The 12927-nt window shown below is 66.0% G+C and carries 12 protein-coding genes and 1 pseudogene; 5 read left to right on the top strand and 8 right to left on the bottom strand.

Annotated features, from left to right (window positions below; all coding sequences use genetic code 11):
• The first annotated feature begins 38 nt into the window (after positions 1-38).
• Complete coding sequence (locus tag AB4Y43_RS22170; RefSeq protein ID WP_368728786.1) at positions 39-1118, top strand: zinc-binding dehydrogenase; 1080 nt, start codon at positions 39-41, stop codon at positions 1116-1118.
• Between the two features lie 74 nt (positions 1119-1192).
• On the opposite strand, the gene AB4Y43_RS22165 is transcribed toward AB4Y43_RS22170, so the two are convergent.
• Positions 1193-2488: an aspartate carbamoyltransferase gene (locus AB4Y43_RS22165; protein WP_368728785.1), complete on the bottom strand. Its 1296-nt coding sequence runs from the start codon at positions 2486-2488 to the stop codon at positions 1193-1195.
• Positions 2489-2677: 189 nt separating this feature from the next.
• Here AB4Y43_RS22165 and AB4Y43_RS22160 point away from each other — a divergent pair, with 189 nt between their 5' ends.
• Positions 2678-2803, top strand: coding sequence for a hypothetical protein (locus AB4Y43_RS22160; RefSeq protein ID WP_256094458.1), 126 nt, complete (start codon positions 2678-2680; stop codon positions 2801-2803).
• Between the two features lie 137 nt (positions 2804-2940).
• Positions 2941-3795: a 4-hydroxy-tetrahydrodipicolinate synthase gene (gene dapA / locus AB4Y43_RS22155; RefSeq protein WP_368728784.1), complete on the top strand. Its 855-nt coding sequence runs from the start codon at positions 2941-2943 to the stop codon at positions 3793-3795.
• A 189-nt stretch (positions 3796-3984) separates the two neighbouring features.
• On the opposite strand, the pseudogene AB4Y43_RS22150 reads toward dapA, so the two are convergent.
• The 6 genes and pseudogenes from AB4Y43_RS22150 to AB4Y43_RS22125 all read right to left on the bottom strand — a co-directional run.
• Positions 3985-4215: pseudogene (locus AB4Y43_RS22150) on the bottom strand (DUF2866 domain-containing protein); the annotation flags it as partial.
• A gap of 263 nt (positions 4216-4478) precedes the next feature.
• A complete protein-coding gene (locus AB4Y43_RS22145; protein ID WP_028202533.1) occupies positions 4479-4679 on the bottom strand; it encodes a DUF3562 domain-containing protein in 201 nt (66 codons plus the stop codon).
• Between the two features lie 269 nt (positions 4680-4948).
• Positions 4949-6010: an alkene reductase gene (locus AB4Y43_RS22140; protein ID WP_069261792.1), complete on the bottom strand. Its 1062-nt coding sequence runs from the start codon at positions 6008-6010 to the stop codon at positions 4949-4951.
• Between the two features lie 100 nt (positions 6011-6110).
• A complete protein-coding gene (locus AB4Y43_RS22135) occupies positions 6111-6434 on the bottom strand; it encodes an ArsR/SmtB family transcription factor (protein WP_368728783.1) in 324 nt (107 codons plus the stop codon).
• A 232-nt stretch (positions 6435-6666) separates the two neighbouring features.
• Positions 6667-7929 carry an MFS transporter gene (locus AB4Y43_RS22130; protein ID WP_368728782.1) on the bottom strand — a complete coding sequence of 421 codons (1263 nt, stop codon included), beginning with the start codon at positions 7927-7929 and terminating at the stop codon, positions 6667-6669.
• A 42-nt stretch (positions 7930-7971) separates the two neighbouring features.
• Positions 7972-9441 carry a M20 family metallopeptidase gene (locus tag AB4Y43_RS22125; RefSeq protein WP_368728781.1) on the bottom strand — a complete coding sequence of 490 codons (1470 nt, stop codon included), beginning with the start codon at positions 9439-9441 and terminating at the stop codon, positions 7972-7974.
• Positions 9442-9571: 130 nt separating this feature from the next.
• On the opposite strand from AB4Y43_RS22125, the gene AB4Y43_RS22120 reads away from it, so the two are divergent.
• Complete coding sequence (locus AB4Y43_RS22120; protein WP_368728780.1) at positions 9572-10471, top strand: LysR family transcriptional regulator; 900 nt, start codon at positions 9572-9574, stop codon at positions 10469-10471.
• 11 nt (positions 10472-10482) lie between these two features.
• Here AB4Y43_RS22120 and AB4Y43_RS22115 read toward each other — a convergent pair whose 3' ends face one another.
• Positions 10483-11064, bottom strand: a complete 582-nt coding sequence (locus AB4Y43_RS22115) for a cytochrome b (protein ID WP_083245009.1) — start codon at positions 11062-11064, stop codon at positions 10483-10485.
• 263 nt (positions 11065-11327) lie between these two features.
• On the opposite strand from AB4Y43_RS22115, the gene AB4Y43_RS22110 reads away from it, so the two are divergent.
• Complete coding sequence (locus AB4Y43_RS22110) at positions 11328-12809, top strand: methyl-accepting chemotaxis protein (protein WP_368728779.1); 1482 nt, start codon at positions 11328-11330, stop codon at positions 12807-12809.
• The last annotated feature ends 118 nt before the right edge of the window (positions 12810-12927 follow it).

The raw sequence follows: 12927 nt of genomic DNA, 5'->3' as shown, positions 1-12927 counted from the left end.
CAATCCGTCCGATGAACACCTTTCCACTAGGAGAAGCCATGAAAGCCTGGATGCTCGATCAACCCGGTCAACCGCTCGCACTGCGCGACTTGCCGCAACCCGAACCGCGCCGCGGCGCGCTGCTGGTGCGCGTGGAGGCCGTGCCGCTCCTGAGCTATACGCGCCAGTACGTGCAGGGCAAGCTGCCCTACGGCTACCCGCAGGGGCCGTTTTCGCCGGGGACCAACGGCATCGGTCGGGTGCTAGCGGTCGGTGAAGGCGTGTACGGCTATCGCGTCGGCCAGCGCGTGGCGCTGAGCCCCTACTGGATCGCCGACGAAGCGCTGCGCGAGCCCGCCCAGGCGCTGCTCGGGCTCACGGCGATCAGCCCGGACAGCGGGCCGATGCTCCGCGATTATCCGCACGGCACGCTGCGCGAGGCCGTTGAGTTTCCGGCCTCGACGGTATTTCCGCTCGATGGCCTCGATCATGTTCCTTCGGCGCAGCTCGCGGCGCTCGGCAAGCTCGTGGTGCCGTTCGGCGGCCTGCGGCGCGGCCGGCTCGCGGCAGGCGAAACCGTGGTGGTGAACGGCGCGGCCGGCGCGTTCGGCTCGGCGGCCGTGCTCGATGCGCTCGCACTCGGCGCAGGCCGTGTGGTGGCGCTCGGACGGCGCGCGGCGGCGCTGGCGCCGCTCGCGAAGCTCGGCGGCGGGCGTGTGGTCACCGTCGCGCTCAGCGGTGAGATGGCGCGCGACGTGGAGGCCATCCGTGCCGCCGCGAACGGCGGCGCCGATCTTGCCTTCGACATGGTGGGCCACGCCACCGACCCGGGCGCCACGCTCGCTGCGCTGCGCAGCCTGCGCCGCAACGGCCGCATGGTGCTGATGGGCAGCATGGAGGTGGATCTGCCGATCAAGTATGGAGAGATGCTCATCAACAACTGGGAGTTGATGGGCCACTTCATGTACAGCGGTGCGGACTACCGTGCGCTGATCGCGCTCGTGCAGTCCGGGCAACTGCCGCTCGATGCGATCGAAGTCCAGCGTCACCCGTTCGATGCGCTGGAGACCGCGATCGACGCGGCGGAAAAGGCGGAAGGGCTGATCTGCGTGACCGTCTGCACGTCGCAAGGCGCTTGAGCGCGCCATAAACAAATCGGCCCGCAAGCCCGATTGACGCTTGCGGGCCGATGACGTTGCGAGTGCAGCGAGGTTCAGTCGATGCCGTGGAACACGGCGTCGTCCGGGCCGAGGTAGGCAGGCGGACGCCAGACAGCGTCGCGCATCGAGTGCTGCACGAGATTTTCCACGCCCAGCAGCACCGCGAAGATCGCCATGCGCACCGGAATGCCGTTGTCGGTCTGGCGGAAGATCGCGAGGCGCGGATCGTGGTTCAGATCGGTCGAGAGATCGTTGGCGCCCGGGCGGCTATCGCGCGGCAGCGGGTGCATCACGAGCGTTTCAGCGCTGCAGCACTCGTCCATCGTTGCCTGGTTGATCTGGAATTCGGGCGTGTAGCCTTCGAACGACTCGTCGGCGAAGCGCTCCTTCTGGATGCGGGTGGCGTACAGCACATCCGCACCGCGCAGACCCGCGCGCAGGTCGTGCGTCTGCTCGACCACATGGCCGTTGGTCGAAATCTTGTCGACGATGTACGCCGGCATTTCGAGCTGCGGCGGCGAAATGAGCGTGAACTTGATGCCGCGATACAGCGCGAGCAGCTTCACGAGCGAGTGCACCGTGCGGCCGTACTTGAGGTCGCCCACGAGCGCGATATGCGCGCCGTCGACGATCTTGCCCAGACGCGAGAACTCGCGCTGGATCGTGTAGAGATCGAGCAGCGCCTGGCTCGGGTGCTCGCCGGGACCGTCGCCGCCATTGATCACGGGGATGTTCACGGCGCGCGCGAATTCGGCCACCGAGCCTTGATCAGGATGCCGAATCACCATCGCATCCACGTAGCCGGCCATCACGCGGCTCGTGTCGTAGATCGATTCGCCCTTGGCCATCGAGGAGAACGTGAAGCCGGTCGTGTCGCACACCGAACCGCCCAGGCGGCAGAACGCGGCGCCAAAGCTCACGCGCGTACGCGTGCTGGCTTCGAAGAACAGGTTGCCGAGCACCGCGCCTTCGAGCACGCGCGAGATTTTCCGGCGGCGCGCGATGGGCTGCATGATGTCGGCGACGCGGAACAAGGCCTCGACGGAGTCGCGCGAGAACTGGTCGACGGAGAGCAGTTGCGGCTTGCCCTCGAACTGCATCTGGCTGGCGAGCGAGCGCGCCGAGTCTACGCTTTGCGTATAGTCTTCGCGCGGCTCGCCGTTGCCGACGATTTCCGAAACGAAGCGCTCGACGATCTCCGGCATGGCGCGCGATTCCTGCGACTCCTCGGGCAGCAGCCACGTGTCGAGCGCACGACGCGACACGCCGATGCGGCTCGCAAATGCGTCGCGGGTCATGTTCAGACGCCGCATGGCGTCACGGAGGAAGGCTTGTTGCGGAACGCTCATGCTGGCACCCGTGATTTCTGGTTAATGTACGCGGTGCGTATATTAGTTCGGTGGTGTGAGAAGTCAAGTTCTTTTGTCGGAGGAGCGCTCGAGAAACCGTTCTGCGCGCGTGAGACCGTACCGCGCGCGCAGCCCGCCGCTTGCTGGCACCCGCCCGCAACTGCGCGATCTTGGGTTAAACTGCGCGACATGCTACGTAACCCGCTCCGCCACGACCTGCCGAATCTCACCGCCGCCACGCGCGCGGTGTCGTCGCTCGCGCAGGCCACTTCGGTGTGGGTGAAAGCCAAAGCCAAAAAACAGCCGCTCATCTGACCGGAGTCTGCTGTTCCGTCAGATGTGCGACGGAACGGCCAGTCGAAGGCGCCCTGCCTTCCGCCTCACTCACGGCTTGCTTCCCTCCTGCGCACCGCTGAACGGACCTTCCATACGGTCGAGTTCAAGGGAAAGTCATGTCTGAGTTTTCGGGTATCTGGATTCCGCTCATCACGCCGTTCAACGCCGGTGCAATCGATCATGCGTCGCTCGACGCGCTCGTGCGCCACTACGTCGAGGCCGGCGTGGCCGGCTTCGTCGCGCTCGGCACGACCGGCGAACCCGCCGCGCTGAGCGACACGGAAGCGGACGACGTGCTCGCCACCGTGCTGGCGTCGGCGAGCGGCCTGCCGGTCGTGGCGGGCGTGAGCGGCAATCACACGGCGGCCGTCTGCGAGCGGATCGCGGCGCTCAACGAGCAGCCCGTCGCGGGCGTGCTGGCGGCCGCGCCTTACTACATCCGCCCATCGCAGGCGGGTGTGATCGGCCACTTCGCGGCGCTCGCCGATGCAAGCCGCAAGCCCCTGATCGTCTACGACATTCCCGCGCGCACGGGCGTGCGCATCGAGTTGCCGAGCCTGCTCGAACTCGCCGCGCACGAGCGCATCGTCGCGGTGAAGGACTGCGGCGGCTCGCTCGACAAGACGCTCGCGCTGATTCTCGACGGCCGTTTGCAGGTGCTCTGCGGCGAGGACATCGACATGTTCGGCGCGATGTGCGCGGGCGCGAGCGGGGCAATTGCGGCGTCGGCGCATTGGCGGCCGGAGCGTTTCGTGGGGATGGCGCGCGCGTTGCAGGAAGGGCGTCTCGCCGATGCGCGCGCGATCTGGCACACACTCGTGCCGCTCGTGCGTGCGGCGTTCGCGGAGCCGAATCCGGGCCCGGTGAAGGCGGGGCTCGCTGCGTGCGGGCGGATCCGCAATGAACTGCGCGCGCCGATGACGCGTGTGAGCGATGAGCTGGAGGCGTCGCTGGTGCGCCTCGTGGTTTGACGCTGCCCGTGCGGGAAGGGTGCGTGGTGGGATGAGATGCTGGGGCAGGTGCGGCGTGCGCCGGTTCTTGTGCGCCGCCCGGAAGCGGCGCGTCTAGCGCGCCGCGCGTGCGCTCGCGGCGCCGGACGCGCGGCGGCGGCGCGAGCGAGGGCGTTCGACTGCAGCGGGTTCGCCGTTCAGCAGAATGCGGCGGCCGGGCACGTGCTGCGCAACGAGGCGGGCGATATCGAGCGCCGTGCTCTCGGCGGGCACGACCTGACGGCGGGCGCTGTCATCGAGCGGCGTCGTCCATTCGACGAGCCGGTAAGCGCGGCCCCACGGATGCTGGAGCGGCGTGGACACCCGGCACGACGCGACCGTCGAAGCGGCGCCGTCGCGCAGCAGGGACTGCAGGTGCACTAGTACATCGTCTTCAACCATGACCTCGCTCCTCCTAAGCTTGCCGCGCAAAAAAACGCCGCCGATGTTCCGGCGGCTCAACAGGGGTTGAGCCTATGTTTGCAGCAAAGAATTAAACCAACCTTAAGAGAGGGCTTGGGCGCCGGCAGCCCGAGTGTGACCGGCACGGCCGATGGCGGCGCCGGCGCGAGCCCTATGCGGGCGCGCACCAGCCAGAAAAATGCTGTGGGGCGGAGCGGCCGGCCTGCGTGTGGCCGGCGCAAAGACAAGCTGACAGACGGCGATTAGTGCGGTTTCGTGCCATTTTGCCGCAGCGTCGCACGCGTCTTGCGGGCGGCGAAAAGCGGCAGATAGTCCTGGATGCGCGCTTGCGCTCGATATTCATTGAGCGTGTCGGCGTAGATGCGCGCGACCGTTTCCTCCGGCGTGTTGGTTTCTTCGGCGATGGTATGGACGATCTCGGAAGCATCGGCGGTCTTCGGCATGACTTGGCTCCGGTCAGCGAGGTGGGGTTGGCAGGCGGGTTTCAATTCAAGGACATCCGGACGCGGGATACCAATTGAATCCACCTATCGCGCAAAACCGCCATACGCGCATCACAAGCGTGAACTGTCTGAGCATTGACGCTTGCTCGCGCGAGCCCTGTATTTTCGGGGCTTCCAGCGCAAAAACGGCCACGGCGAGACAGAATGTCTGCGCCGTGGCCGCCTGATGGCATGCGGCCATGGGCCGCACGCGCTCTGCTTATGTCACCTTACGCCGCGGTTTCGAGCGACGGGTAGTCCGTGTAGCCCGTTTCGCCGCGCGCGTAATACGTCGACGGATTCGGCGCGTTGAGCGGCGCGTTCAATTCGAAACGGCGCGGCAGGTCGGGGTTGGCGATGAAGAGCTGCCCCCACGCGACCGCGTCGGCTTCGCCTGCCGCGAGCACCGCTTGCGCCGATTCAAGCGAGAACTTTTCGTTCGCGATGAACGGACCGCCGAATTCGGCCTTCAGCTGCGGCCCGAGACGGTTGTCGCCAAGCGATTCGCGCGCGAACAGGAACGCGATCTTGCGCTTGCCGAGCTCGCGCGCCACATACCCGAACGTCGCCGCCGGATTCGAATCGCCCATCGTGTGAGCGTCGCCGCGCGGTGCGATGTGCATGCCTACGCGATCCGCGCCCCACACATCGATACAGGCGTCGGTGATTTCAAGCAGCAGGCGCGCGCGATTTTCGATCGAGCCGCCATAGGCGTCCGTGCGCTGGTTGGTGGTGTCCTGCAGGAACTGGTCGAGCAGATAGCCGTTCGCGCCGTGAATTTCCACGCCGTCGAAACCGGCCGCTTTCGCGTTGATCGCGCCCTGGCGGAACGCGGCGATCACGCCGGCGATCTCTTCGGTTGCGAGCGCGCGCGGCGTGACGAAGCCGCGTTGCGGACGCACGAGGCTCACGTTGCCTTGCGGCGCAATGGCGCTGGGCGCCACCGGCAGTTCGCCGTTCAGGAACACAGGGTCGGACACGCGACCGACGTGCCACAGTTGCAAGAAGATGCGGCCGCCCGCGGCATGCACCGCATCGGTCACGATCTTCCAGCCTTCCACTTGCTCCTGCGACCAGATGCCCGGCGTTTCGGCATAGCCGACGCCTTGCGGCGTCACCGAGGTCGCCTCGCTGATGATGAGGCCGGCCGTGGCGCGTTCGGCGTAGTACTTCGCCATGAGTTCGTTGGGCACGCGCACTTCACCGGCGCGTTGACGCGTGAGCGGGGCCATGATGATGCGGTTCGGCAGCGTGAGGTCGCCGATCTGGATGGGGTCGAAAAGCGTTGCCATGTAGGGTCACCTTGTCTGCGGGCGCGGCCCGCGGGCTGAAAAGCGATACAGGAATCGAAACGGACGATGCGTATTCAGCAGATGTTTCGTCGCTGAAGCATCACAACTGCGCGTTCATATGGGCGATAAACGCCTCGATGACCGGCTCGTTGCGCTTGAAGAACACCCACTGCCCCACGCGTTTGGACGTGACGAGTCCCGCCTTCTGCAAAACGGCCAGATGCGCGGACACCGTCGATTGCGAAAGCTCGCAATGCGCGTCGATCTTGCCCGCGCAAACGCCGTTTTCGAGCGGCAGCTCCTGGTCGCCAAAGTGCACCTGCGGCTCGCGCAGGCACGCAAGAATCTCGCGGCGCACCGGATTGGAGAGCGCCTTGCAGATCGCGTCGACGTCTAGAGCGGGAATGGTAGGGGAATTCTTCATCGAGGCTGCATCGTAACTGTCCGAATCATATATCGGATTTCTACGATATGGGCGATGGCACTGATTTCAATAGGGTTGTCCGTACATCTCGCGTTCCCTCCCCGCTTTCGCGTGGTCTAGCGCGATGCAAAACACCGGGAAACAACGCCTGGCAGTCGGTAAATTCGCCGGCCCGAGCCCATTGCATCGCGTGGATCACCGCTGCGTTAGCAGCGACCCGCACGCATTCGATTCAAGCCGTCGCCTGCTGCGCAACCTTGGTCGTGACGCGCACGCGGCTCACATACGCCAGCGCGGACAAACTGATCATGGCGGTCGCAATCAGCCAGTAACTCGGCGCGCTCTTGTCGCCGGTGGCGCTCAGCATCCAAGTGACGATGGCTGGGGTAAAGCCGCCGAACACGGTCACGCCGATGTTGTAGCCGATCGACATGCCGGTGGCGCGCGTCGCGGCCGGGAAGATCTCGGCCATGAGCGCGGGCAGGGCGCCGAAATAGATCGACTTCAGCAGCGCGAGCCACGCAATCAGCACGAAGAGCGCAACCGCACTCGTATGGCCGGTCGCCCAGGCGAAGCCCGGGTACGCGCTCGCGAGGAAGAGCAGCGCGACACAAGTCATCTGCGTGCGCCGCCCGATGCGGTCGGACAGATGCCCCGCGAACGGCGTGACGATGGTGAGGATCACGCCGCCCGCCATCGTCGCCGCGAAGCCGGTTGCCGCAGGCAGATGCAATTGGCGGATCGCGAACGTGGGAATGTATTGCAGCAGATAGTTGACCGCCGTCGAAACAGTCATCAGGCCGATCGCCGTGAGCACGAGCCGCTTTTGCTGGCCCAGCACTTCGCGCACGGGCGTTTCGGTACGCGCGCTGCGTTTGAAGTCCTCGGCGTCTTCAATGAAGCGGCGCAGATAGAGGCCCACCGGACCAATCAGTAATCCGAAGAAAAACGGCAGACGCCAGCCCCAGGCGGCGAGGTCGGCGGGCGCCATGAGGCGGGCGAGTCCATAGCCGAACGAGGCCGCGAGCAGCGTGGCGAGGCCTTGCGTCGCGAACTGCCAGCTCGCGAGAAAACCGCGACGGTGCGGCGCATGCTCGATCAGCATGGCCGTGGACGCACCGAACTCGCCGCCCGCCGAAAAGCCCTGGATGAGCCGCGCGGCGAACACCGCGAGCGGCGCGGCAAGGCCTATCGTCGCGTAGTCGGGAATCAGCGCGATGATCGCCGTGCCGACCATCATGAGGCTGACCGAGAGCATCAGCGCGGCCTTGCGTCCGCTACGGTCGGCATAGGCGCCCAGTACTGCGCCGCCGAGCGGCCGCACGAGATACGATGCGCCGAAGGTGCCGAACGTGAGCAGCATCGAAACGGTCTCGTTGACCGCCGGAAAGAAGTGCTTGCCGATGTACACCGCGAAGAACCCGTAAATGGCGATGTCGAACCATTCGAGCGCGTTGCCGGCGGAGGTGGCGATGACGAGCCTCGCAAGGCTCACGGGTTGTTTGCGGACATGGCGGCATGCACCTTTATTGGGTCGTCAGGCGAAGGCGTCGGCGGGTTGCGTCGCGCGTGCTTGCGCTTGCGCCGATGCGCGGCTTGCGGCGAGACGCGCGGCGTCGTCGCCGAGGTCCCACCAGAGTCCGGCCATCACGGCGAGCGCCTCGCGTGCGACGGAGCCGAGCAGGTGTTCGTTCGGCGCGTGCTGCGCGCAGGCCGGATACGAGTGCGGAACCCAGAGCGTCGGCAGGCCGAGCGTGTACGCGAATACGTCGTTCGGCACCGTGCCGCCGAGGTTCGGCAACAGCGCCGGCTTCTTTCCGGTCGACGCGCGCAGCGAATCGAGCGCCCAGTGCACCCAGGCATCGTCGGGGTCGAGCCGCGTCGCGGCGGACGTCTGCGTGACGCGCACCTGCACGTCGTCAAAGCCGAGCCGCGCGAAGTGCGCTTCGAGATGCTCGCCCACGCGCGCGGCGTCCGTGCCCACCACGAAGCGCAACTGGCAAGTGGCCTTGGCCGTGGGCGGGATCGCGTTGACGGGCGCGTCGGGGTTGCCGGTCTTGAACGCGAGCACTTCGAGTGTGTTCCAGGCGATCACGCGCTCGGTGGGCGTGAGGCCGGGCTCGCCCCACTCGCGATCGATCGCGGGGGCGTCGTCGTCGCCGCCGAGCACGATGTCGGCAAGCGCCTCGCGCACGCTTGCGGACACGGGCGGCGGACGCAGCCCGTCCACGGCGATGGCGCCGCGCCGGTCGACGAGGCTCGCGATCGCGTGCGACAGCACGATGGCTGGATTGCGCAGCGCGCCGCCCCAGTTGCCCGAGTGATGCGCACCGCGGCGCAGATCGACGAGCAGTTCGAACGTCACGCCGCCGCGCGAGCCGAGGAACAACGTGGGGCGTTCGGCCAGCACGCGGGGGCCGTCGGAGGCGATGAACACGTCCGCCGCAAGTGTGTCGCGATGGGCGGCGCACACGGCATCGAGGCCCGGCGAGCCGATTTCCTCGCCGGTTTCGAAGATCACCTTCACGTTGTAGCCGAGCTTGCCGCCGCGCGCGTCCATCACCGCGGCGAGCGCGGCGAAGTTCACGGAGTGCTGGCCCTTGTTGTCGGCGGTGCCGCGGCCATACCAGCGGTCGCCTTCCACGGTGACGGTCCAGGGCGCGAGACCCTCGCGCCACTGCTCGTCGTAGCCGCGCACGACGTCGCCGTGGCCGTAGGTCAGCACACTCGGAAGCGCGGGGTCTTCGATGCGCTCGGCGATCAGAAACGGCGCGCGCGCGCCTGCGGGATTCTCGACCACGCGGCACGTGAAGCCGAGCGACGAGAGGGAGGGCATCACCTCGTCGGCGAGATAGGCGACGAGCGCGCGGGCCTGCTCGGGATTCTGGCTTTCAGTGCGAAAGCCCACGCGGCGCTGGAGGTCGGCGAAGAAAGCGCCGGAATCATAGATGCGCACGGCGCGGTCGATGGCGGTTTGTCGGGTCTCGATCAAAAGGGCTCCTCTCATGCCTGGGTGCAGGGGATGAAAGCAGTCTAGGAATGCCAAAAATTCGCAACAATTTCAAAATTTGCGGATAGCATTGCCGAAACGGCAACGCAAACAACGCCCACTAAGCGCCCACTGAACGGATAAGCCGATGCTTCATGGAATCGCCTTGCGCTACTTCGTCGAGGTCGCGCGCACCGGGTCGCTAGCCGCGGCCTCGGAGAACCTGCACGTCGCCGTCTCGGCGATCAGCCGGCAGATCAGCAAGCTGGAGGAGGACGTGGGGACGGCGCTCTTCGAGCGCATGCCGCGTGGGATGGTGCTGACCGAATCGGGCGAGCGGCTGGCCGAGCACGCGCGGCGTGCGCTGCTGGAGGGTGACGCGGTGCTCGCCGAAATCGCCACGGCCAAGGCGCTCGGGCACGGCATCGTCCGAATCGGCTGCACGGAGGGCTTTACGCGCTCTTTTCTGCCCCACGTGCTCGCGCAGCATCACGCCGCCGCGCCGCACGTGCATTTCAATCTGCGCTCGGGTACGCCTTCGCAGGTCGAGCAGTGGGTGGCCACGGGCGAGGCGGACCTGGGGCTGGCGTTTTCGAGCGGAGACCCCGCGAAGGTCTACGTGCAGTACAGCGCACAGGCGCCGGTCTGCGCACTGCTCGATCCGGGGCATCCGCTGGCGCAGCGCCGCTCGCTCACGCTCGCGGACCTGCGCGACTATCCCGTCGCGCTGCTCGAACGCGGCAACACGGCGCGCCAGCTATTCGACGAATGCTGCGCGCGGCACGGCATCAAGCTCGAACCCATTCTCACGAGCAACAATTCGAGCGCGCTGCACGCGTTCGCTGCGCTGGCGGGCGCGATCACGCTCGGCAGCCGGCTCTCGCTGTCGGGACTCGCGGACGATCTTTCGCTGGTGGCGAAGCGCTTCGACGAACCGACGCTCAACCAGCGCAACCTGTGTGTGATGACGATGCGCGATCGGCGGCTTTCACGCCCCATCGAAGGGGTGCTGAGGGCGCTGATCGGTGCGGTCGAACGGGCGTTGTGACGGCCGGCGCCTCAGCGCTTGCCCGCGCGCCCCGTCATGCGTCCCAGGATGTCCACGCGCTGCACCAATTGATGGTAGATCACCGCGAGCACGTGCCCGGCGATCAGTACGTACGTCAGGTACGCCAGCCAATAGTGGATCTTCGAGCCGAGATGGCCGAGCGCCTTGTCTGCCGGCACGACGGCGGGGACCTGATACAGCCAGAACCAGTTCACCGGATGGCCGCCGCCATACGAGTTGATATATCCACTGATCGGCATGGCAAAGAGAATCAGATACAGCAGGCCATGGCCGATATGCGCGAGCTTCTGCTCGAACGCCGGAATGCGTTGCGGCAGCGGCGGCGCATTGCCCGCAAGCCGCGTCACCACGCGGATCAGCGTGAGCAGCAGGACGGTCAGGCCAATCGATTTGTGGAAATTCACCCAACTGCCGTGCGACGGGTCATGACGGTCCATCGTCGTCATGTACCACGCCACCGGGATCACTACGAACATGCATAGCGCGCTCAGCCAGTGCAGCACGCGCAGCGTCAAGCCATAGGTGGGACGTGCGAACGACAACGCAGAAACGGATTGCGGGCTTCGGGACATGGTAGAGGGCCTTTTCGCGATCGAATTGACCTAGCCTGCCACAAAAACAGCACTGCGGAACATCCCCGGGCGATGCAGTTTTGTTAGGTCCCGTTACAACGGCTGGCGCCAAAATGACATTGGATGATAAGTCAACCATAATTCCTCAATGGATTTCCCTTATCTAGCTGCCGGTACGCCTGCCGATAACTGCGTAATGTGATTCGGCCTGTCTGCCTCACTCTGGCCATAAGTTGCATTGTCAATCAGGAGTCGAGAATTCCATGCCCAGCAATTTCGCAGAAGCCCCGTTTGGCGAGGCCTACGCCCCAGCCAATGCCGCTCGACGGGTAGCGGCCGTCGAAAGCCCGCTCATGAACGCGCGCAAACGAGCCGACAGGGCTTGCGCGCTGGTCAACTGGATTCTTCTGGCGGGCGCCTTGGGGATCGGCTTGCACTTCGACGCGCTCACGCCCGTGCTCGTCGTCGGGTTGCCGCTAGCGCTCGTTTCCACGGCGCTCGCGCTTGCGTTGCCGGGGCTCAAGATCACCAGAATGAGTTCCGCGCTCACCTTCATGGGCGGCGCGGCCCTACTGATCGACGTGGGAGGCGGGCAGGACGAGTTTCACTTCGTCGTGTTCATCCTGCTCTCGCTGCTGCTCGCCTATCGCGACGTGCAGGTGGTGCTGCTCGCTACCGGCTTCATCTCCATCCAGCAACTCGCGTTCAACTATTTTCAGGCATGGGGGTGGCCGGTCAGGGTCTATTCGCAGACGGGCTTCGACGTCGTGGCGCAGCACTGGGCGTTTCTCTGGCTGCAAACCTTGTTCATCGCGGCGATTTCGGCGCGCCAGGAGCGCGACGCAAACATCGCGGGCGAACTCGCGGCCATGTCGGAGGGGATCGGCCAGGCCTCGGGTTACATCACGCTGGGCGAGCAAACGAGCCGGCCCGCGAGCGATGTGGCCGGCGCATTCCACGCCACGCTCGCTGCCGTGCGTAAAACGCTGCTGCAGGTGCGCGACAGCGTGAGTGAAGTTTCGGAGTCCGTAGCAGGAACCAGCGCGCGTAACGCCGTCCTTTCCGAGCGGACCGAGCAACAGCGCCATTCTCTGGAAGGCATGGTCGCGGCGATGGAGCAGCTCAAGCAAAGCGTGCATGAGAGCGTCGATCACGCAATGGCGGCGAGCGAGCTGGCGGGCTCCGCGAGCGAAGTCGCGACCCAGGGGCGCGGGGCGATCAAGGCGGTGATCGATACGATGGGCGACATTTATCGTTCGTGCGAACGCATTACCGACATCATCGGCGTGATCGACGGCATCGCGTTCCAGACCAACATTCTCGCGCTCAACGCGTCGGTCGAGGCGGCGCGCGCGGGCGATCAGGGGCGGGGATTCGGCGTGGTGGCGGAGGAGGTCCGCACGCTGGCCCAGCGCAGCGCCTCGGCTGCGAAGGAGATCCGGGCGCTGATCGGGGAGTCGGTCGAGCGCGCACGCACGGGCAACGGTCTCGTCGAAAGCGCGGGCAATACGGTGGGCGAGGTGCTCGAAAGCGTCACGCGTCTGTCGGCCATCGTTCACGAAATGGCGACGGCCACCGGCGCGCAGCGCGCGGGCATCGACCAGCTGGGCGAGAACATCGCCCACATCGACGCGGCGATACGCGAAAACGCGGCGCATGTCGCCGACACGGTGGAGCAGGTCGAGCAGCAGCATCGCCAGACGGCCTTGCTCGCCAGCGCGGTCAAGGTGTTCAGACTGGATTGAGCGGCGTCGCGACGCGTTTTCGGGGCGCGACCCGAAGAAGACCATTTTGTTACACCTCTTACGGCGCTTGGCCTCCGGCGTTACAAAGCCCTTTCACGTTGGCCGCTATACTCGGTTC

Origin of the sequence: Paraburkholderia sp. BR10872 (genome assembly GCF_040965835.1) — a bacterium.
GTDB classification, from domain to species: Bacteria; Pseudomonadota; Gammaproteobacteria; order Burkholderiales; family Burkholderiaceae; genus Paraburkholderia; species Paraburkholderia nodosa_A.
This window is presented reverse-complemented; position numbering and strand designations above follow the sequence as displayed.